The 19,899-nt window shown below is 64.1% G+C and carries 17 protein-coding genes; 9 read left to right on the forward strand and 8 right to left on the reverse strand.

Annotation, left to right across the window (positions count from 1 at the left end):
- Nucleotides 1–2 precede the first annotated feature (2 nt).
- Nucleotides 3–2,594, forward strand: a complete 2,592-nt coding sequence (locus AC3WW4_RS10340; protein ID WP_488829730.1) for a [protein-PII] uridylyltransferase — start codon at nt 3–5, stop codon at nt 2,592–2,594.
- A 3-nt stretch (nt 2,595–2,597) separates the two neighbouring features.
- Here AC3WW4_RS10340 and AC3WW4_RS10345 read toward each other — a convergent pair whose 3' ends face one another.
- Nucleotides 2,598–2,801, reverse strand: coding sequence for a YdcH family protein (locus tag AC3WW4_RS10345; protein ID WP_488828360.1), 204 nt, complete (start codon nt 2,799–2,801; stop codon nt 2,598–2,600).
- Nucleotides 2,802–2,897: 96 nt separating this feature from the next.
- Here AC3WW4_RS10345 and AC3WW4_RS10350 point away from each other — a divergent pair, with 96 nt between their 5' ends.
- Nucleotides 2,898–3,659: a PP2C family protein-serine/threonine phosphatase gene (locus AC3WW4_RS10350; protein WP_488828361.1), complete on the forward strand. Its 762-nt coding sequence runs from the start codon at nt 2,898–2,900 to the stop codon at nt 3,657–3,659.
- A gap of 29 nt (nt 3,660–3,688) precedes the next feature.
- Here AC3WW4_RS10350 and zapE read toward each other — a convergent pair whose 3' ends face one another.
- From zapE to xseA, 7 genes are all read right to left on the reverse strand, one after another.
- A complete protein-coding gene (zapE, locus tag AC3WW4_RS10355; RefSeq protein ID WP_488828362.1) occupies nt 3,689–4,801 on the reverse strand; it encodes a cell division protein ZapE in 1,113 nt (370 codons plus the stop codon).
- Between the two features lie 71 nt (nt 4,802–4,872).
- On the reverse strand, nt 4,873–6,300 hold the full coding sequence (lpdA, locus tag AC3WW4_RS10360) for a dihydrolipoyl dehydrogenase (RefSeq protein ID WP_488828364.1): 1,428 nt from the start codon (nt 6,298–6,300) through the stop codon (nt 4,873–4,875).
- A gap of 32 nt (nt 6,301–6,332) precedes the next feature.
- Entirely contained in the window at nt 6,333–6,653 is a 321-nt protein-coding gene (locus AC3WW4_RS10365; protein WP_488828365.1) for a PspC domain-containing protein, read from the reverse strand.
- A 76-nt stretch (nt 6,654–6,729) separates the two neighbouring features.
- Nucleotides 6,730–8,004 (reverse strand): 2-oxoglutarate dehydrogenase complex dihydrolipoyllysine-residue succinyltransferase, encoded by a 1,275-nt coding sequence (odhB, locus tag AC3WW4_RS10370; protein WP_488828366.1) that lies wholly within the window; start codon nt 8,002–8,004, stop codon nt 6,730–6,732.
- Nucleotides 8,005–8,112: 108 nt separating this feature from the next.
- On the reverse strand, nt 8,113–10,968 hold the full coding sequence (locus tag AC3WW4_RS10375) for a 2-oxoglutarate dehydrogenase E1 component (protein ID WP_488829731.1): 2,856 nt from the start codon (nt 10,966–10,968) through the stop codon (nt 8,113–8,115).
- 295 nt (nt 10,969–11,263) lie between these two features.
- The gene (locus AC3WW4_RS10380; RefSeq protein WP_488828367.1) at nt 11,264–11,845 is read right to left on the reverse strand and encodes a superoxide dismutase; all 582 of its coding nucleotides are present in this window, start codon (nt 11,843–11,845) and stop codon (nt 11,264–11,266) included.
- A gap of 89 nt (nt 11,846–11,934) precedes the next feature.
- Nucleotides 11,935–13,275, reverse strand: a complete 1,341-nt coding sequence (xseA, locus tag AC3WW4_RS10385) for an exodeoxyribonuclease VII large subunit (RefSeq protein WP_488828368.1) — start codon at nt 13,273–13,275, stop codon at nt 11,935–11,937.
- A 362-nt stretch (nt 13,276–13,637) separates the two neighbouring features.
- On the opposite strand from xseA, the gene AC3WW4_RS10390 reads away from it, so the two are divergent.
- The 7 genes from AC3WW4_RS10390 to dnaG all read left to right on the forward strand — a co-directional run bounded on the left by AC3WW4_RS10390 (nt 13,638) and on the right by dnaG (nt 19,852).
- Nucleotides 13,638–14,282, forward strand: coding sequence for a MotA/TolQ/ExbB proton channel family protein (locus AC3WW4_RS10390; RefSeq protein WP_488828369.1), 645 nt, complete (start codon nt 13,638–13,640; stop codon nt 14,280–14,282).
- Nucleotides 14,283–14,300: 18 nt separating this feature from the next.
- The gene (locus AC3WW4_RS10395) at nt 14,301–14,741 is read left to right on the forward strand and encodes an ExbD/TolR family protein (RefSeq protein WP_488829732.1); all 441 of its coding nucleotides are present in this window, start codon (nt 14,301–14,303) and stop codon (nt 14,739–14,741) included.
- 33 nt (nt 14,742–14,774) lie between these two features.
- Entirely contained in the window at nt 14,775–15,881 is a 1,107-nt protein-coding gene (gene lpxK / locus AC3WW4_RS10400; protein ID WP_488828371.1) for a tetraacyldisaccharide 4'-kinase, read from the forward strand.
- Nucleotides 15,882–15,892: 11 nt separating this feature from the next.
- A complete protein-coding gene (locus AC3WW4_RS10405) occupies nt 15,893–16,099 on the forward strand; it encodes a Trm112 family protein (RefSeq protein ID WP_488828373.1) in 207 nt (68 codons plus the stop codon).
- Nucleotides 16,100–16,101: 2 nt separating this feature from the next.
- On the forward strand, nt 16,102–16,857 hold the full coding sequence (gene kdsB, locus AC3WW4_RS10410) for a 3-deoxy-manno-octulosonate cytidylyltransferase (protein WP_488828374.1): 756 nt from the start codon (nt 16,102–16,104) through the stop codon (nt 16,855–16,857).
- Nucleotides 16,858–16,987: 130 nt separating this feature from the next.
- Entirely contained in the window at nt 16,988–17,644 is a 657-nt protein-coding gene (gene adk, locus AC3WW4_RS10415; protein WP_488828375.1) for an adenylate kinase, read from the forward strand.
- Between the two features lie 102 nt (nt 17,645–17,746).
- Nucleotides 17,747–19,852, forward strand: a complete 2,106-nt coding sequence (dnaG, locus tag AC3WW4_RS10420) for a DNA primase (RefSeq protein ID WP_488828376.1) — start codon at nt 17,747–17,749, stop codon at nt 19,850–19,852.
- Nucleotides 19,853–19,899: the final 47 nt, after the last annotated feature.

The raw sequence follows: 19,899 nt of genomic DNA on the forward strand, positions 1-19,899 counted from the left end.
CCATGCCTCTGGACATCGCTGCCCTGCGTCAGCAATTTCGTGCCGCCAAATCCGAACTGCTCAGCCAGTTCCAGCACAGCCGTCCCACCACCTCATCGGCCAGCCTGCTCTTGAAGCGCATGGCCCAGCTGGTCGACCAGACGCTCGCCACCTTGTGGCAAGCAAATGGCCTGCCTGATGACACGGCCCTGGTCGCCGTGGGTGGCTACGGCCGCGCCGAGTTGTTCCCGCACTCCGACATTGACGTGCTGTTGCTGCTGCCGGTCACCCTGCCCCCGGGGGGGGACGACGCCCTGACTCACGCCATTGAAGGCTTCATCAGCGCCTGCTGGGACACGGGACTCGAAATTGGCTCCAGCGTGCGCACCGTGGCCGAATGCATCGAAGAAGCGCAACGCGATGTGACCGTGCAGACCTCCCTTCTGGAAGCCCGCTACCTGTGCGGCGACCAGGGCCGCTTCGAGACCTTGCAGCAAGAGGCCATGGCCCACATGGACGTGCGTGCCTTCATGACGGCCAAGATCCTGGAGATGCGCCAGCGGCACACCAAGTACGAAGACACGCCCTACTCGCTGGAGCCCAACTGCAAGGAAAGCCCCGGCGGCCTGCGCGACCTGCAGGTGGTGATCTGGCTGGCGCGCGCCGCAGGCCTGGGCAGCAACTGGCAAGACCTGGCCCGCAATGGCCTGCTCACGCCGTTTGAAGCCCGCCAATTGGCGCGCAACGAAGGCGTGCTCAAGCTGATCCGCACCCGCCTGCACCAGATCGCCGGTCGCCGCGAAGACCGTCTGGTGTTTGACCTGCAGACCGCCGTGGCCGAATCCTTTGGCTACGAACACACCGAAGACCTGCGCGCCAGTGAAGTGTTGATGCGCCGCTACTACTGGGCAGCAAAGGCGGTCACGCAGCTCAACCAGATCCTCATCCTCAACATCGAGGAGCGCGTGCATGGCTCACAAGATGCGCCCATGCGCGTCATCAACGAGCGCTTCCTCGACCGCGGTGGCTTCCTCGAAATCGTCAGCGACGACCTGTACCAGCGCGACCGCCACGCCATCCTGGCCACGTTCCTGACGCTCCAGCAAGACAAGAGCCTCAAAGGCCTGTCGGCCCGCACCCTGCGCGCGCTCTACAACGACCGCAAGCTGATGGATGCCTCCTTCCGCCGCGACCCGGTCAACCGTGCCACCTTCATGGCCATGTTGCGCGAGAGCCAGGGCCAGACCCACGTCCTGCGCCTGCTCAACCAGACCTCGGTGCTGGGGCGCTACCTTTGGGTATTCCGCCGCATCGTGGGCCAGATGCAGCACGACCTGTTCCACGTCTACACGGTCGACCAGCACATCCTCATGGTCGTGCGCAACATGCGCCGCTTTTTCATTCCGGAGCACGCGCACGAGTACCCGTTCTGCACCCAGCTCGCTGCCGAATGGGACAAGCCTTGGCTGCTGTATGTGGCCGCCCTCTTCCACGACGTGGCCAAGGGACGGGGCGGCGACCACTCCGAGTTGGGCGCCGTCGAAGTGCGCCGCTTCTGCAAGGAACACGACATCACCGGCGAAGACGCCGACCTGGTGGAGTTCCTGGTGGCCGAGCACCTCACCATGTCACGCGTGGCTCAAAAAGAAGACCTGTCCGACCCCGAGGTCATCCAGGCCTTCGCGCAGCGCATGGGCAACGAGCGACGCCTCACCGGCATGTACCTGCTGAGTGTGGCCGACATCCGTGGCACCAGCCCCAAGGTCTGGAACGCCTGGAAGGGCAAGCTGCTCGAAGACCTCTACCGCCTCACCCTGCGCGCCCTGGGCGGTGCCCGCCCCCACATGGATGCTGAGATCGAGGCGCGCAAACAGCAGGCCCGACAGGCACTGGCGCTGTACTACCTCCCCACCGGCATCGAAACCCAACTGTGGAAGTCGCTCGACATGAGCTACTTCGCGCGCCACGATGCGGGAGACATTGCCTGGCACGCGCGCATGCTGTTCCGGCATCTGAACGCCGACAAACCGGTGGTGGCCGCTCGCATCTCCTCCGTCGGCGAGGGCTTGCAGGTGCTGGTCTACGCACCGGATCGCCCCGATGTTTTTGCACGCATCTGCGGCTACTTCGACCGCGCCAGCTTCAACATTCAGGACGCCCGCATCCACACCACGGCCAGCGGCTACGTGCTCGACACCTTCCAGATCATGGCCAGCGACCCGCTGAAATTCGAAGGCGTGCAATACCGCGACCTGATCGCCTTGGTCGAAACCCAGCTCGCCGAAGCCGTGGCCTCCGAGGCGCCGTTGCATCAACCCGTACGCGGGCGCCTGTCACGTCGCGTCAAATCCTTCCCCGTACCACCGCGCGTCAGCCTGCGGCCCGACGAGCGCGGCCAGCGCTGGCTGCTCAGCGTCTCCGCCAGCGACCGCTCGGGCCTGCTCTATGTGATTGCGCGCACCTTGGCCAAACACGAGGTCAATGTGCAACTGGCCAAGGTGAGCACCCTGGGCGAGCGGGTGGAAGACACCTTCCTCGTCACCGGAGACTCTCTCAAACGCGACAAGGCCCAACTGGCGCTGGAGACCGAATTGCTCGAAGCACTGTCCGCCTGAAGATCAGGCCGGCTCCTTGGGGTCGAGCATCAACTCCAGCCGGGTGATCTCGTCACGCAACATCAGGCGGCGCTTTTTCAGGCGCCGCAGGCTGAGCTCGTCGAAAGGCACCTGGTCGGCCGCGCGGTCGATGAGGTTGTCGAGATCCGCATGCTCCATGCGCAGCTCGATGAGCTGCCGTTGCGGGGAATGCAGATTCGATTGCATGAAGGCGCTGAAGACCCTGTTCAGGGGGCGTGTCCAAGGGATGTTCCTGCTTCGGCGTGACCGGAAGCAGGGCGTTTAGGCATTATAGTTTTCCCCATGACGTCTTCTTCCACCAGTTTCCGCCTCGTCGCCACCACAGGCACCCACCGCGGAGACCGGGCCTACCAACAAGATCAGGTCGAGATCCTTCCCCACGCCCGCGCGGCAGGATGCCTGCTGGCCGTCGTGGCCGATGGCATGGGGGGCAAAAGTGGTGGGCGCAAAGCCGCGGATCAGGTCATCTTGACGGCCAAGCAACTGTTCGAGCGCTACTCGGCCACTCACGATCTGCCTGAGCAGTTCCTCAAGCAGCTGGCCGAAGAAGCCCACCTGATGATCAAGCTCACGGCCATCTCGGCCGAGGAAGAACCGCACAGCACCCTGGCGGCCTTCATCATCAACCCGGATCGCTCGGCCTGCATCGCCCACATTGGTGACAGCCGCGTCTACCACTTCAGTGGTGCCGACATGGTGTTTCGCACCACCGACCACTCCTACGTGCAACGCCTGATCAACGAAGGCCAGATCACGGAAGATGAAGCCAACACCCACCCGCAGTCGAACCTGCTGACCGGATGCCTGGGCAGCCCGACCGAGCCGCCGCTGGGCATGAAGCACATCAACTACCTCCACCCTGGCGACACCTTGCTGGCCTGCTCAGACGGCCTGTGGCACTACTTCACGCCCAAGGAGCTGGGCGCCATCGTGCACACTCTGCCTCCGCGTGAAGCCGCCGAGATGCTGGTGGCCAAGGCGCGTCATCGCGCACGAGGCGGTGGTGACAACCTGTCGCTCGCCTTGGTTCGCGTCGAGGAGTAAGCCCCCGGCGCCCCTCGCTCAGACCTGGCTCAGGTCAGCGAGGTGTCCACCAGGCGGCGCTCCTCGCTCAGGTATTCCTTCGACTGCATCTCGTTGAGGCGCGACACGGTGCGAGGGAATTCGTGCGACATCGGGCCCTCGGTGTACAGCTCCTCGGGTGGCACGGCCGCCGACATCACCAGCTTGACCCGACGGTCGTACAGCACGTCCACCAGCCAGGTGAAGCGCCGCGCTTCGGACGCCAGACGCACCGGCATGTGCGGCACATTGCTGAGCATCACGGTGTGGAACTGGTTGGCCAACTCCAGATAGTCGTTCTGTGAACGCGGCCCGCCACACAAGGTGTGGAAGTCGAACCACACCACCCCACCGGCCTTGCGACGGGCCTGCAGCACGCGGTGCTCGATGTTCAGCTTGGGGTCTTCGTCGGCCGACTCGGCCAGCTTGCCGAAGACTTCGCTCATCTCGCGCTCGGTGTCGTCGTTGAGCGGGGTGAGGTACAGATTGGCCAGCTCCAGCGTGCGACGACGGTAGTCGGTGCCGCTGTCCACGTTCACCACCTCCAGCTGGCTCTTGAGCAGCTCGATGGCCGGCAGGATGCGATCACGGTGCAAGCCGTTCGGGTACAGCTCGTCCGGATGGAAGTTCGAGGTCGTGACGATGCTCATGCGGTTGCGGAACATCGCGTCCAGCAGGCGGTGCAAGATCATCGCGTCCGTCACATCGGCCACGTGGAACTCGTCAAAACAGATCAGCCGGTGCTTGCGCGCCATGCGCTTGGCCAGCACCTCCAGCGGGTCCTGCACGCCCTTGAGTTCATGCAACTGGCGGTGCACCTCGCGCATGAACTCGTGAAAGTGCAAGCGCGTCTTGCGCTGGATGGGGAGCGCATTGAAAAAGCAATCCATGATGAAGCTCTTGCCGCGCCCCACCCCGCCGTACAGGTACACGCCCTTGGGCAAAACGGGGTAACGCAGCATCTTCGTCAAGGCGTTCGAGCGTTGGCCTTTGTAGGCAGACCATTCGTCCTGGCAACGCTGCAGCGCGGCAATGCCCTTGAGCTGAGCGGCATCGGCTTTGTAGCCCCGCTCGACCAGGCTTTGCTCATACAGCTTGGTCACGGAAATGGCAGGCTTCGTCATGGATCAACACGTCAAGTGACAAGAAAAAGGGGCAGCCAAGCCGCCCCTCCGATGATATTGCCGCAGCAAGATCAGAAGTTCAGCGTCCGCTTGTCCACAGCCAGAGCCGCTTCCTTGGTCGCTTCGCTCAGGCTCGGGTGCGCGTGGCAAATGCGCGCGATGTCTTCGGCGCTGGCCTTGAACTCCATCGCCACCACGGCTTCGGAGATCAGCTCGCTGGCCATCGGGCCGATGATGTGCACGCCCAGAATCTCGTCCGTGGCGGCATCGGCCAAGAACTTCACGAAGCCGGTGGTGTCACCCAGCGCACGGGCACGGCCGTTGGCCAAGAAGGGGAAGGAACCGGCCTTGTAGGCACGGCCCTCCGCTTTCAGCGCCTGCTCGGTCTTGCCGACCCAGGCGATCTCCGGGCTGGTGTAAATCACCCAGGGAATCGTGTTGAAGTTGACGTGACCATGCTGACCGGCAATGCGCTCGGCCACGGCCACACCTTCTTCTTCAGCCTTGTGCGCCAGCATCGGGCCACGCACCACGTCACCCACCGCCCACACATTGGGCAGGTTGGTCTGGCAGTTGTCGTTGACCACGATGGCGCCACGCTCGTCCAGTTGCAGGCCCACAACCTCGGTGTTCAAACCGATGGTGTTGGGCACGCGGCCGATCGAGATGATCAGCTTGTCGCATTCCAGCTTCTGCTCGGCGCCCTTGGCGTCCGTGTAGGCCACGGTCACGCCCTTCTTGGCGGCCTTGATGTCGCCGATCTTCACGCCCAGTTGCAGGCTCAAGCCCTGCTTGGTGAAGATCTTCTGGGCTTCCTTGGCCACCTGTTCGTCCACGGCACCCAGGAAGGTCGGCATGGCTTCCAGCACGGTCACCTCAGCACCCAGACGGCGCCAGACCGAACCCATTTCCAGGCCGATCACGCCCGAGCCGATCACGCCCAGTTTCTTGGGCACGTCGCCGATCGCCAGCGCGCCGTCGTTCGACAGGATCTGCTTTTCATCGAAAGGCGTACCCGGCAAAGCGCGGGCATTCGAGCCGGTGGCCACGATGATGTGCTTGCCGACCAGGGTCTCGGCCTTCTCACCGGCGACGGCGATCTCGTAGCCGCCTTCAACGGCCTTCACGAACGAACCGCGGCCATGGAAGAAGCTGACCTTGTTCTTCTTGAACAGGTAGAGGATGCCGTCGTTGTTCTGTTTGACGACGGTGTCCTTGCGGGCAATCATCTTGGACACGTCCATCTTCAACTCGCCCACGGTGATGCCGTGGTCAGCGAAGTGGTGCGACGCGTGGTCGAAGTGTTCGGACGATTGCAGCAGGGCCTTGGAGGGGATGCAACCCACGTTCGTGCAGGTGCCGCCGGGGGCTGCGCCGCCCTTGGCATTCTTCCACTCGTCGATGCAGGCAACCTTGTTGCCCAGTTGGGCCGCACGGATGGCGGCGATGTAGCCGCCGGGGCCGCCGCCGATGACGATGACGTCGAATTGATTGGACATGATGTGGTGGTGTTCAGCAGGTTGAGTCGAGATCATTCGTCCGGAACGAAGATCCACAGCAGGATGTAGAGCAGCAGGCCTGCACCCCAGAACAGAAACAGCAAGGCAAACGCCATCCGCCAGACCCAGGACTCCATCCCGGTCAGACGCGCCACGCCGCCGCACACGCCGCCCAACCATCGATCATCACGCGAACGCCGCAGGCGGTTCACACTCGACAGCACCGGGCCACCCATGGGCGGCGTCACGCCACCCTGGATGATGCGCGTCTTCAACTGCTGAAACTCCTCTTCACTGATCACGCCGCGATCGCGCAGCGTGGCCAGTCGTTCCAGTTCATCAGCGTGGGACATGGCTTGCTCTCTGTGTGGGTAGATGCAGATCCCGAGCGAGCCCTTGTGAGGCCCGCCCGGCCGCAAAACTCAAAAATCAGATGTCGAACAGCAGGCGCGACGGATCTTCCAGCGCTTCCTTCATGGCCACCAGACCCAGCACGGCTTCGCGGCCGTCGATGATGCGGTGGTCATAGGACATGGCCAGATAGTTGATCGGGCGCACCACGACCTGACCGTCTTCCACCACAGCGCGATCCTTGGTCGCGTGCACGCCCAGGATGGCCGATTGCGGCGGGTTGATGATCGGGGTCGACAGCATGGAGCCGAAAGTGCCGCCGTTGGAGATCGAGAACGTACCGCCGGTCAGCTCTTCCAGACCCAGCTTGCCGTCACGCGCCTTTTGACCGAACTCGGCAATCTTCTTTTCGATTTCCGCGAAGGTCATCTGGTCAGCGTTGCGCAGCACCGGCACCACCAGACCACGGGGCGAACCCACGGCCACGCCGATGTCGAAGTAGCCGTGATAGACGATGTCGTTGCCGTCCACCGAGGCGTTGATCACCGGGTACTTCTTCAGGGCGTGCACAGCTGCCTTGACGAAGAAGCTCATGAAGCCCAGCTTGACGCCGTGTTCCTTCTCGAACTTGTCCTGGAACTTCTTGCGCAGCGCCATGACCGGGGCCATGTTCACTTCGTTGAAGGTCGTCAGGATGGCGTTGGTGGCTTGCGACTGCAGCAGACGCTCGGCCACACGGGCACGCAGACGGCTCATCGGCACGCGCTGCTCAGGACGCTCACCCAGGCTCGGGCCTGCGGAAGGCAGCTGAACGGCGGGCAATGCCTTGGTGGGCACACCCGTCGGGATGGCGGGCGCAGCCGGCGCAGCGACAGCGGCCTTGGCACCACCGGCCACTGCGGCCAGCGCGTCACCCTTGGTCACACGACCATCTTTGCCAGAGCCGGCCACCTGAGACGCGCTCAGGCCGGCTTCAGCCAACAGCTTGGCGGCAGCGGGCATCGCCACATCACCCTTGTTGCCACCGGTGGCGACGGCTGCAGCAGGTGCAGCGGCCGACGCAACAGCGGCGGGAGCGGCAGCAGCTGGAGCCGCCACGACGCCAGCACTGGCTTCGGTATCGATGCGGGCGATGACTTCGTCGCTCGCCACGGAGTCGCCGTCATTGCGGACCAATTCGACCAGGACGCCTGCGCCGGGGGCCGGCACTTCCAGCACGACCTTGTCGGTCTCGATCTCGATCAGGATTTCATCGGCGGCGACAGCTTCGCCGGCCTTTTTCTTCCACTGCAACAGGGTGGCTTCTGCCACCGACTCGGACAACTGAGGAACCTTGACTTCAATGATTGCCATGATGTGTATCTCCTGTTGCGGTCACTCTTGGCGTGCCCTGCCCGTCTGGCGCCCTTCGTGGGCCAACCGCTCGGACCGGGTCACAGGCACGCCTGGACCGCCAAAACCTTACTTGGTGAGAACGAAGCCCTTGAGCTTGGCGAATGCCTGGTCCAGCAAAGCTTTCTGCTGTTCCTGGTGCAGGTGGGCATAACCCACTGCCGGCGAAGCGGATGCAGGACGCCCTGCATAGCCCAGCTTCTGGCCTTCAGCCATGTTCTCGTGGATGTAGTGCTGCACGAAGAACCAGGCACCCTGGTTCTGAGGCTCGTCCTGGCACCACACCAACTCGCTCAGGTTGGGATACTTCTTCAGTTCAGCGGCGAACGCCTTGTGCGGGAAGGGATAGAGCTGCTCCACACGGACGATGGCCGTGTCGAACGACTTCTTCTCGGCGCGCTTCTTGACCAGGTCGTAATAGACCTTGCCCGAACAGCAGATCACGCGCTTGACCTTCGCTGCGTCGATGGCTTCATCGACCTCACCAATCACGGTGCGGAACTCACCACGCGTGAACTCGATCAGCGGCGAGGTGGCATCCTTGTTACGCAGCAGCGACTTGGGCGTCATGATGACCAGCGGCTTGCGGAACATGCGCACCATCTGACGACGCAACACGTGGAAGATCTGGCTGGCCGTGGTCGGCTGCACGATCTGCATGTTGTTGTCGGCCGCCAACTGCATGAAGCGCTCCAGGCGCGCCGAGCTGTGCTCAGGGCCTTGGCCTTCGTAGCCGTGCGGCAGCATCATGGTCAGGCCGTTGGCACGGCCCCACTTCACTTCACCCGAGGCGATGAACTGGTCGATCACCACCTGGGCGCCGTTGGCGAAGTCGCCGAACTGGGCTTCCCAGATCACCAGGCTGTTGGGGTCCGAACCGGCGTAGCCGTATTCGAAGGCCAGCACGGCCTCTTCCGACAAGATGGAGTCGATGACGACGAACGGTGCCTGGTTGTCGGCCACGTTCTGCAGCGGCACGTAGGTGCCCACGTCCCACTTTTCGCGGTTCTGATCGTGGATGACGGCGTGACGGTGGGTGAAGGTACCGCGACCGCAGTCTTCACCCGACAGACGCACCGGATAGCCCGAAGCCACCAGCGAGGCGAACGCCATGTGCTCGCCCATCCCCCAGTCCACATTGATCTCGCCACGGCCCATCGCGGCGCGATCGGCGTACACCTTCTTCACCAACTGGTGCGGCGAGATGCTGTCAGGCAGCGTGGTCAAACGCTCGGACAGACGCTTCCACTCGGCCAGCGGAATGGCGGTGTCGCCACCGTCGGTCCACTTCTTGCCCAGGTAAGGCGACCAGTCCACCGCATGCTTGCGTTGGTAGTTGGTCAGCACCGGGTCAATGGTGTGGCGGCCTTCGTCCATGGCGGCGCGATAGGCCTTGGCCATGTCGTCACCCAGCGTCGCACCCATGCCTTGGGCTGACAGCTTGTCGGCGTACAGCTTGCGCGTGCCGGGGTGAGCAGCGATCTTCTTGTACATCAGCGGCTGGGTCAGGCTCGGCGTGTCCTGCTCGTTGTGGCCCAGCTTGCGGAAGCAGATGATGTCAACGACCACGTCCTTGCGGAAGGCCATGCGGTATTCCAGGGCCAACTCGGTCGCAAAGACCACGGCTTCCGGATCGTCACCATTGACGTGCAGCACCGGCGACTCCACACCCTTGACGATGTCCGTGCAATAAAGGGTGGAGCGCAGGTCGCGCGGGTCAGAGGTGGTGAAACCGATCTGGTTGTTGATGATGATGTGAACCGTGCCGCCGGTGGTGTAGCCACGCGTCTGGGCCAGCGCCAGGGTTTCCTGGTTCACACCTTGACCGGCGAAAGCGGCGTCACCGTGCACCAGGATCGGCAGCACCTGATCGGCACGGTGATCACCACGACGGTCCATGCGGGCGCGCACCGAGCCCTCGACCACCGGATTCACAATTTCAAGGTGAGACGGGTTGAAGGCCAGCGACAGGTGAACCGGGCCGCCACGTGTGGTCACGTCGGAGCTGAAGCCCTGGTGGTACTTCACGTCACCGGCTGGCAGGTCTTCGGGTGCGGTGTGATCGAACTCGGAGAACAGCTCCTTGGGCTGCTTGCCCAGGGTGTTGACCAGCACGTTCAGGCGACCACGGTGGGCCATGCCGATCACGATTTCCTGCACGCCCTTTTCACCGGCAAGCTGGATCAGCTCGTCCATGGAGGCGATGAAGCTTTCACCACCTTCCAGCGAGAAGCGCTTCTGGCCCACGTACTTGGTGTGGAGGAAACGCTCCAGACCTTCGGCGGCCGTCAGGCGATCGAGGATGTGTTTTTTCTTCTCGACGGTGTAGGTGGGCTTGGAGCGCACGCTCTCGAGCTTTTCCTGCCACCAGCGCTTCTCACCGGGATCGGTGATGTGCATGAACTCGGCGCCGATGCTGCCGCAGTAGGTCTCACGCAGGGCCTGCACCATTTCGCGCAAGGTCATGTGCTCGGCCTTGGTGAAGTACGTGTTGGTGGCGCTGAACGAGATTTCCTTGTCGGACTCGACGAAACCGTAGAAGGTCGGGTCGAGTTCAGGAATGTTCGGACGTTCCTGACGCTTGAGCGGATCGAGATCCGCCCAGCGGGAACCGAGGAAGCGATAGGCAGCGATCAGGGACTGAACGTGAACCTGCTTGCGGGCCACGGCCAGATCAGCAGAGCTGGTCTTGACCATGAAGGCATTGGCCTTGGCACGCTGGGCAAACGACTCGACCACGGGGGCATGGGCCACATCGCGCTGGTCGGTGCCGTCGCCGGCTGGGACGTTCTGGAGGGCGTCGAAGTAGGAGCGCCAGTTATCTGGCACGGAACCGGGGTTGTCGAGATAGGCCTCGTACAACTCTTCGACATAGGGGGCATTACCCCCGAACAGGTACGAGTTCGACCTGAACTGCTGCATCATTTCGCTCACCTCACTCTCAGGTTTCCTGAGACATTGGCTGGTTGATAAAACCTTCCGCGACACGGCTTGACCGGTTGGCGGATTGCGACCCGCCTTGCTGACTGCTTGGAGACCAAATCGAGCAAGGGCGACGGGAAGGGCCGTAAAGAAGCAGTCAATGTAGCACCGATGAAGATTCCGTGCTGCCACGTCGGGCAAAACTTTTCAACCCTCGTCCAAAGGGGCAAACACTCTGCACATTGACCCAATGAAAAAGCCGGGACAAGCCCGGCTTTGATGCGAAAAACGTCGGGAATCAACCGAAGTTCTTGGCGGCGAAGTCCCAGTTCACCAGGCTGTTCAGGAAGGTTTCCACGAACTTCGGGCGGGCATTGCGGTAGTCGATGTAGTAGGCATGCTCCCACACATCGATGGTCAACAGGGCGGTGTCACCGGTGGTCAGCGGGGTGCCGGCCGGGCCAAAGTTGGCGATGTCCACCGAGCCGTCGGCCTTCTTGACCAGGAAAGTCCAGCCGGAGCCGAAGTTGCCCACGGCCGACTTGGTGAAGGCTTCCTTGAAAGCGTCGTAGCTGCCGAACTTGGCGTTGATGGCGTCAGCCAGCTTGCCGGTCGGTGCGCCACCGCCATTGGGCTTCATGCAGCTCCAGAAGAAGGTGTGGTTCCAGACCTGGGCGGCGTTGTTGTAGATGCCACCGCTGGACTTCTTGACGATCTCTTCCAGCGACAGAGCTTCAAACTCGGTGCCGGGGATCAGGTTGTTCAGGTTGGTGACGTAAGCCTGATGGTGCTTGCCGTAGTGGTACTCGAAGGTCTCGGCGCTGATGTGCGGAGCCAGAGCGTCTTGAGCGTACGGCAGTGGGGGAAGCGTATGTGCCATGGTGCTGATCCTCTGATGGATGGGTGGTGAAATCGATCACGATTGTAGGCACAGCTGAAGGAGACTCCAGCATGTGGAAGCATGGCCCGTCACGGTGCAGGGCTTATGGACACCCCATCCGGGCCACTGCCCTCGGCCTCGGTGACGCGCAGGTGCAACAAGCCATCCGCCAGGGTGGCCGACACCGGCTGCCCTACTTCAACCTGATCCACACCCGTGATCGCATGCCCGCCCGCATCCGCCAGCCAGGCATAACCACGCTCCAGCACGCGCTGCGGACTCAAGGCATTGAGCCGGTCACCACGCGCCTCCAGGCGTGCTTGCGCTTGTGCCAGTTGACTCGCCGTGGCGCGCACCAGGCGGGCCCGCAACACCGGCAAGGCTTGCTCTGCGCCCTGAACGCGTCGCTGACAGGCCGCCAGCATGCGGTGCTCGGCCATGTGCAGGCGCTGCCCGTGCTGCCCCAGCAGTTGCGAGGGGCGTGCCAGGCGAAACGCCATCTGGTCCAGACGCTGCGCCTGACCATCCAGACGTTGCCCCATCCGGTGCGACAGGTGCTGCGCCAGTGCGTCCAGTTGTGCCAACGCGTCGCCGCGATCGCGCGCCACCATCTCCGCCGCCGCCGTCGGCGTGGGCGCACGCAGGTCGGCCGCAAAGTCCACCAGCGTGACATCGGTCTCGTGGCCCACCCCACTGATCACGGGCACCGGACACCCCACCACGGCACGTACCACCCGCTCGTCATTGAACGACCACAGGTCCTCCATGGAGCCACCGCCCCGGCACACGATCACCGCATCCAGCGGCGTGCCGCCGCGGTGCGCCAGCGACAAGGCCGCCAGGGCCTGCACCAGTTGCGCCGGGGCTTCTGCCCCCTGCACCGCTGCCGGCGAGACAAGCACCTCGACATGCGGCACACGCCGTGCCAACGCCGTCAACACGTCGTGCAAGGCGGCTGCAGCCAGCGAGGTCACCACCCCGATGCGACGCGGATAACTCGGTATCGGCCGCTTTCTCTCCGCATCAAACAGCCCCTCGGCCTCCAGCTTTGCTTTCAGACGCAAGAACTGCTCGTACAAAGCGCCCGCGCCAGCCCGTTGCAAGCCCTCGACCACCATCTGCAACTCACCGCGCGCCTCGTACACCGCCAGGTTGCCGCGTGCCTCCACCAGCATGCCCTCGGCGGGCTGAAAGTCCACCTGCGACAAGGCGCGCCGAAACATGGCACAGCGCAAGGAAGCCTGGCCGCGTTCGTCCTTGAGCGTGAAGTAGCCGTGGCCACTGGCTGCCCGCGTGAAGCCACTGATCTCGCCCCGCACCACGCACCCTGCAAACCGGGTGGCCAGCGTGTCGCCGATGGCCTGCACCAGGGCCGCCACGCCCCACACCCTGGCCAGCGGCCGATCTCCCGTTTCGCCCCAACGATTCACCGCGAGCCCCCTGCACCCTGGAACAGGGGGACAAATCCACAGACGTGCGCATACCCAAGAGGGCATCCCCTACCAAGGAAGGAGCACATCAGTAACGTCATAAGCCGTTGATTCATATATGTTTTGCGTTGCTTAAAAAATAAGCAAACCAAGGTTTAGCACGTATTTTCGGGGCCCTGGCGCCGTGACCCACGGCTTACCCACAAAGTTATCCACAGGAACGGTGGATGACTTTGTCCGGTCACACGGGGAAATCCAGGGGATGAAACAGCGCGTCACCGCAACGCGAGAGGCTGATTTTCCAGCCCATAATCAGCGCTTCACCAAGTCCGCCCACGAACGCGTTCACAGGGAGTCTTTCGTTGTTGTCGATCTTACAAGCTGCCGGCTGGCCCATCATTCCGCTGGTCCTTTGCTCCATCGTGGGCCTCGCCCTGGTCGTCGAACGCTTCCTGAGCCTCAGGCCCAGTCGCGTCACCCCCCCTCGCCTCGTTGACGAAGTCATCACGGTCACCCGCGGCGGCTTGCCGTCGGCCGACACGCTGGACAAGCTCGCCGACAACTCGGTGATGGGGCAACTGCTGGCCGAGGGCCTGAGCGCGGCCGCGGCCGACCCACGCATCTCCGAAGACAAGCTGCGACTGGCCTTTGAAGCTGCCGGTCGCAAGGCCGTGCACCAGATGGAACACTACCTCAACGCCCTGGGAACGATTGCCAGCGCGGCCCCCCTGCTGGGGCTGCTGGGCACCCTGATCGGCATGATCGAGATTTTCGGAGCCTCCGGTGGCGCCAACGGCAGCGTGGGCACCGACCCGACCACGCTGGCCCATGGCATTTCCGTGGCGCTGTACAACACGGCCTTCGGCCTGATCGTGGCCATCCCCGCCCTGATCTGCCACCGCCACTTCCGCACCCGCATCGATGGCTACACCATGGCGATGGAAGAGGCAGCCGAGCGCATGATGCAACACCTGCTGCGTCTGCCTGGCAAACGCAACGGCGCCTGAGTCCCTTCAGCCATGGCGATGAATTTCCGCAAGCGGCGCCCGCACGAAGACCCCGAGATCAACCTGATCCCGTTCATCGACGTGTTGTTGGTCATCCTCATCTTCCTGATGCTGACCACGACCTACTCCAAGGTCACCGAACTCAAGATCAACCTGCCGACGGCCAATGCGCAAGCCAGCAAGTCGCGTCCCGCAGAAATCATCGTGCTGGTGGCCGCAGATGGTCGCTACATGGTCAACCAGCGCATGCTGGCGGGCCGGGGCATCGAGACGCTCGCGGCCAGCCTGGCTCAGGTTACCGGCAACGCCAAAGACACCGTGGTCATCATCAACGCGGACGCCCAGGCCTCACACCAGAGCGTGATCAACGTGATGGATGCCGCGCGGCGCGTGGGACTGACGCAACTGACCTTTGCCACGCAAGGCCAGCACGACGGCGCCGCCCCCTCCGCCCCCTGACCGTTTGGTGCCCGCAGCGGGTGCCGTTGACCCATGAGCCGCCTCGCCGAGCACCTCAACCGCGCCTGGTTGCACCGTGGCCTACTGGCCTGTGCCCTGTGGCCGATCTCCGTGCTGATGGCAGCGCTGGTGCGCCTGCGTCGGTTCGGTTTCCGGCAGGGGTGGTGGCCCTCCGTACGCCTGCCGGTGCCGGTGCTGGTGGTGGGCAACCGCATCGTCGGGGGCGCAGGCAAAACCCCCACCACCATTGCCATCCTGCAGCACCTGCAAGCCCGCGGCCTGCAGCCCGGTGTGCTGACCCGCGGCTACAAAGCCAGCGAGGACGCGCCTGCGCATCGCCTGCTCGATGCCAGCACCGAAGCGTCGCTGAGCGCCACAGAAACGGGCGACGAGCCCTTGCTGATCTGGCGTCGCACCCACGCCCCCATGGCCATTGGCCGCGACCGGGCGCACGGTGGACTGGCGCTGCTTGCGACCCACCCCAAACTCGACATCCTGGTGTGCGACGACGGCCTGCAGCATCTGAAGCTGCAACGCGACATCGAGGTCATCGTGTTCGACGAACGTGGCCAAGGCAATGGCTGGCTGCTGCCAGCCGGCCCCCTGCGCGAACCCATCGACAGCCCGGACACACCTGGCCTGCAAGCTCCGCCCCTGGTGCTGTACAACGCTGCCCACGCCAGCACCCCGCTGCCCGGCTTCACCGGACAACGCCGCATGGCCCCACTGTGCAGCCTGGCGCAATGGTGGCAATCGCCCCCCGCCGACAGCGCCCTCGCCCCCCGCCCGCCACAGTCCGGCGATACCGTGCTGGCCCTGGCTGGCATCGCGCAGCCCCAACGTTTTTTCCAAGCACTGCAAGAACTCGGCTACATCGTGCAAGGCCTCCCTCTGGCCGACCACGCCGACTTCAGCCAGCTCCCGTGGGACGATGCCGCCATGGACCTGATCGTCACCGAAAAGGACGCCATCAAGCTCAGCCCGATCCGCCTGCGACAAGAACGCCCGCTCACACGGGTCTGGGTCGCGGGGCTAGACTTCTGCCCTGAAGATGCCTTCTGGGCCCATCTGGATGCGGCCCTGAACCGCCTCCCCCTCCGTCCCACACGCGCCCGCCCTGCGGCGGCGCCCCTCACCTGACTGCCCCTGTCATGGACACTCGCCTCATCGAACTGCTGGTCTGCCCCGTCTGCAAAGGGCCCCTGCACCGCCCACCGCAAAGCGACCACCTGATCTGCCGCGCCGACCGCCTGGCCTTCCCCATCCGCGACGGCATCCCCGTGATGCTGGAAAGCGAAGCCCTGCCCCTGGATGAGCAGGACTTGCCGGTCGTGCCGGGCACCACCCCGGAGGCCTGAGCATGGGCTTCACCGTCCTGATCCCCGCCCGCCTGGCCTCCACCCGCCTGCCAGACAAGCCGCTGGCCGACATCGCCGGTCTGCCCATGGTGGTGCGCGTGGCCCAGCGCGCCGCGCAGAGCCAGGCCCACCAGGTCGTGGTGGCCACCGACAACGATCGCATCCGCGCGGCCTGTGAGGCCCACGGCGTGCGGTGCGTGATGACCCGCGCAGACCACCCGACCGGCAGCGATCGTCTGGCCGAAGCGTGTGAGTTGCTCGGTCTGGACGGTGACGACGCCGTGGTGAACGTGCAGGGCGACGAGCCCCTGATCGACCCCGACTTGATCAACGCGTGCGCCGCGCAACTGGCGCAGCGCCCGGACTGCGTGGTCAGCACGGCCGCTCACCCCATCGAGGACCCGGCCCACTTCGCCAACCCGAATGTGGTCAAGGTCGTTACCGATGTGCAAGGCCGGGCGCTGTACTTCTCGCGGGCCCCGATCCCCTGGTGGCGCGACGCCCCCGTCGCGGGCCAACCCGCGGCAGGCGCCGACACGCCTCTGCGCCACATTGGCATCTACGGCTACCGTGCCGGGTTTCTGCGCCGTTTCCCGCAACTGTCGGTCAGTCCGCTGGAGCGTCTGGAGTCGCTGGAGCAGTTGCGCGTGCTTTGGCATGGTGAACGCATCGCAGTGCACGTGACCCCCCAGGCGCCTGGCGCTGGCGTCGACACACCCGAAGACCTGGCCCGCGTCCGCGCCCTTTTTGGTGCATGAACCACCAGGTCTTGTACAAGACAGTGCGCATGCCCCACCTGAGCGAGGGGGTATGCGTGATATCCTTCATGGTTGTTAACGCAGCCCGATCCCCCTCGGGCCGCAGCATCATCGGACACCGAGGACATACATGAGACTGATTCTGTTGGGCGCGCCCGGCGCCGGCAAAGGCACACAAGCAGCCTTTCTGTGCCAGAAATTTGGCATTCCGCAGATCTCGACGGGTGACATGCTGCGTGCCGCCGTCAAGGCTGGCACCGAGATGGGCCTCGCCGCCAAGAAGGTGATGGACGCTGGCGGCCTGGTCAGCGATGACATCATCATCGGCTTGGTCAAGGAGCGCATCCAGCAAGCCGACTGCGCCAACGGCTTCCTGTTCGACGGTTTCCCCCGCACCATTCCTCAAGCCGAAGCCATGAAGGCCGCTGGCGTGAAGATCGACTTCGTGCTCGAAATCGACGTGCCCGACAGCTCGATCATCGAACGCATGAGCGGTCGCCGCGTGCACGTGGCCTCCGGCCGCACCTATCACGTCGTGTTCAACCCGCCCAAGGTGGCAGGCAAGGACGACGTCACCGGTGAAGACCTCATCCAGCGTGACGACGACCAGGAAGAAACCGTGCGCAAGCGCCTGGACGTGTACCATCAGCAGACCCGTCCGCTGGTGGACTACTATGGCCAATGGGCCGCCACCGGCGACGCCGAAGCTCCCCTGTGCCGCAAGATTGCCGGCCTGGGTTCGGTCGACGAGATCACGGCGCGTGCCCTCGAAGCCCTCAGCAAGTAAGCTTCCCCTCAGCCTGCTCGCAGGCTGACCGCAACGGCCCCGCCGCCCTGTCGCGTCGGGGCCGTTGCGTTCTGGCCTCCCGCCTTTCTATTTGCCACCCCAGTGATCCCCCAGTCCTTCATTCAAGACCTGCTCGCCCGCACCGATGTCGCTGACATCGTGGGTCGCTACGTCACGCTGAAGAAGGCAGGCATCAACTACAAGGGCCTGTGCCCTTTCCACGGCGAAAAGAGCCCCAGCTTCATCGTCAGCCCTTCGCGCCAAACCTATCACTGCTTTGGCTGCGGGGTGCATGGCAATGCGCTGGGCTTCCTGATGGAGTTCAGCGGCCTGGGCTTTGTGGACGCCGTCAAGGACCTCGCCCAGATGCAGGGCATGCAGGTACCCGACGAGGACATCAGCCCGCAAGAACGTGAGCGCCAGAAGCAGGTCAAGGAAAAGCAGACCTCGCTGACCGATGTGATGGCCACGGCGGCCCAACACTGGAAGCAGCAACTCAAGAAGAGCCCACGCGCCATCGATTACCTGAAGGCGCGCGGCCTGAGCGGGCAGATTGCGGCCCGCTTTGGCCTGGGTTACGCGCCCGACAGCTGGCGCGGCCTGGCCAGTGCCTTCCCGAAATACGACGACCCGCTGCTGGTCGAATCTGGGCTGGTCATCAGCCACGAGCCCCAGGACGGCGATACCGAAGGCAAGCGCTACGACCGCTTCCGCGACCGGATCATGTTCCCGATCCGCAACCCTCAGGGCCAGGTCATCGGCTTTGGCGGGCGCGTGCTCGACAAAGGCGAGCCCAAATACCTGAACTCGCCCGAGACCCCGGTGTTCGTCAAGGGGCGTGAGCTGTATGGCCTGTTCGAAGGGCGTGCCGCCCTGCGCAACAAGGGCTACGCCATCGTCACCGAAGGCTATATGGACGTGGTGGCGCTGGCACAGTGGGGTTATGGCAACGCTGTGGCCACCCTGGGCACCGCCTGCACGGCCGAGCACGCGCAAAAGCTGTTCCGTTTCACCGACCAGGTGGTGTTCAGTTTCGATGGTGACGCTGCGGGACGGCGCGCCGCCGGGCGCGCGCTGGAAGCCGTGCTGCCTCACGCCACCGACACGCGCCGCATCAGCTTCCTCTTCCTGCCAGCCGAGCACGATCCGGACAGCTACATCCGCGAGTTCGGCCCCGAGGCGTTCGAGGCCTGCATCAAGAAGGCCGTCCCCCTGTCTCGTCAGGTGCTGGAGCACGCCAGTGCCGACTGTGACCTCGACAGCGCCGAGGGCCGCGCCCGCCTGCTGGTGCAGGCCATTCCGCTGATCGCACAGTTCCCGGAAGGTGCGCTCCAGGGTTTGATCGCCGACGACCTCGCCCAGATGGCCCGCGCCGCCCCTGATGAGGTGCGGCGCCGCATCGCCGAGCACCAAACGCCGGCCGCTCGCGGCACCAGCCAAGCGCCCCGCACCAGCGTTGAACGCACGCGCAGCGTCGATGGCGGCCCGCCCCCGTTCGAGCAGGACGAAGGCGCCCCCGCCGGCCCGATGGACGATCGGCACATCCCCACCTTCGAGCCCGATGGGGGCAATGAGGCCTGGGCCGATGTCTACGCGGAGCAGGGCCAAGCCGCCTACACCCCGCCCGAGCCCACCCGGCGTCGCGACGGCCAACCCTGGAAGCCCTGGAAGAGCGGCGGCAGTTCGCGCTGGCAAAGCCGGGGCAGCCCCGTGGTGCAACGGCCCGTGCCCCAGGCTGCCACCCCGCTGGACCGCATCGTCTGGGCCCTGATCTCGCACAGCGATTTCTGGGAGCAACTGCCCAGCGCCACCCAGGACCTGCTGTGTGACCAGGCTGCCCCTTACGGCGAGTTCTTCCGCTGGCTGGACCACACCGTGCTGAACCACGGCCCCCTGCCCCGCGAGGCACTGACGCGCCAGATGACGGCCGAACCCGAAGACCCCGAACACGTCAGCGAGACCTCGCACTTCAAGGCCCTGGCGCGCCGCATCGCCCATTTCCATGAACTGCCAGACGACCAAGACACGGTGCAGAGCTTGGTGTACCTGATCAAACCCATTGAGCTGGTGTCACTGAACGAAGAATTGAATTTATTACTCGAATCTGGGGAACTGTCTGAGAGCGCCGAGAAACGGAAAAAAGAACTTTTCGGTTTGACAAAAGATCTCAAGCTTGAAATCAGCCAGCACCGCCCCATATCTGGGTGAGGACCGCCGGACGCCGCCTGACGCCCCTCGTTCTCGCCCCCATTTTT

It is taken from the genome of Aquabacterium sp. TM01 (genome assembly GCF_057808345.1).

Excerpts from the sequence above, each read along its gene's own strand:
- AC3WW4_RS10340 (WP_488829730.1), top strand. The coding sequence starts at position 3 with ATGCCTCTGGACATCGCTGCCCTGCGTCAGCAATTTCGTGCCGCCAAA.
- AC3WW4_RS10345 (WP_488828360.1), bottom strand. The coding sequence starts at position 2,801 with ATGCAATCGAATCTGCATTCCCCGCAACGGCAGCTCATCGAGCTGCGC.
- AC3WW4_RS10350 (WP_488828361.1), top strand. The coding sequence starts at position 2,898 with ATGACGTCTTCTTCCACCAGTTTCCGCCTCGTCGCCACCACAGGCACC.
- zapE (WP_488828362.1), bottom strand. The coding sequence starts at position 4,801 with ATGACGAAGCCTGCCATTTCCGTGACCAAGCTGTATGAGCAAAGCCTG.
- lpdA (WP_488828364.1), bottom strand. The coding sequence starts at position 6,300 with ATGTCCAATCAATTCGACGTCATCGTCATCGGCGGCGGCCCCGGCGGC.
- AC3WW4_RS10365 (WP_488828365.1), bottom strand. The coding sequence starts at position 6,653 with ATGTCCCACGCTGATGAACTGGAACGACTGGCCACGCTGCGCGATCGC.
- odhB (WP_488828366.1), bottom strand. The coding sequence starts at position 8,004 with ATGGCAATCATTGAAGTCAAGGTTCCTCAGTTGTCCGAGTCGGTGGCA.
- AC3WW4_RS10375 (WP_488829731.1), bottom strand. The coding sequence starts at position 10,968 with ATGATGCAGCAGTTCAGGTCGAACTCGTACCTGTTCGGGGGTAATGCC.
- AC3WW4_RS10380 (WP_488828367.1), bottom strand. The coding sequence starts at position 11,845 with ATGGCACATACGCTTCCCCCACTGCCGTACGCTCAAGACGCTCTGGCT.
- AC3WW4_RS10395 (WP_488829732.1), top strand. The coding sequence starts at position 14,301 with ATGAATTTCCGCAAGCGGCGCCCGCACGAAGACCCCGAGATCAACCTG.
- lpxK (WP_488828371.1), top strand. The coding sequence starts at position 14,775 with ATGAGCCGCCTCGCCGAGCACCTCAACCGCGCCTGGTTGCACCGTGGC.
- AC3WW4_RS10405 (WP_488828373.1), top strand. The coding sequence starts at position 15,893 with ATGGACACTCGCCTCATCGAACTGCTGGTCTGCCCCGTCTGCAAAGGG.
- kdsB (WP_488828374.1), top strand. The coding sequence starts at position 16,102 with ATGGGCTTCACCGTCCTGATCCCCGCCCGCCTGGCCTCCACCCGCCTG.
- adk (WP_488828375.1), top strand. The coding sequence starts at position 16,988 with ATGAGACTGATTCTGTTGGGCGCGCCCGGCGCCGGCAAAGGCACACAA.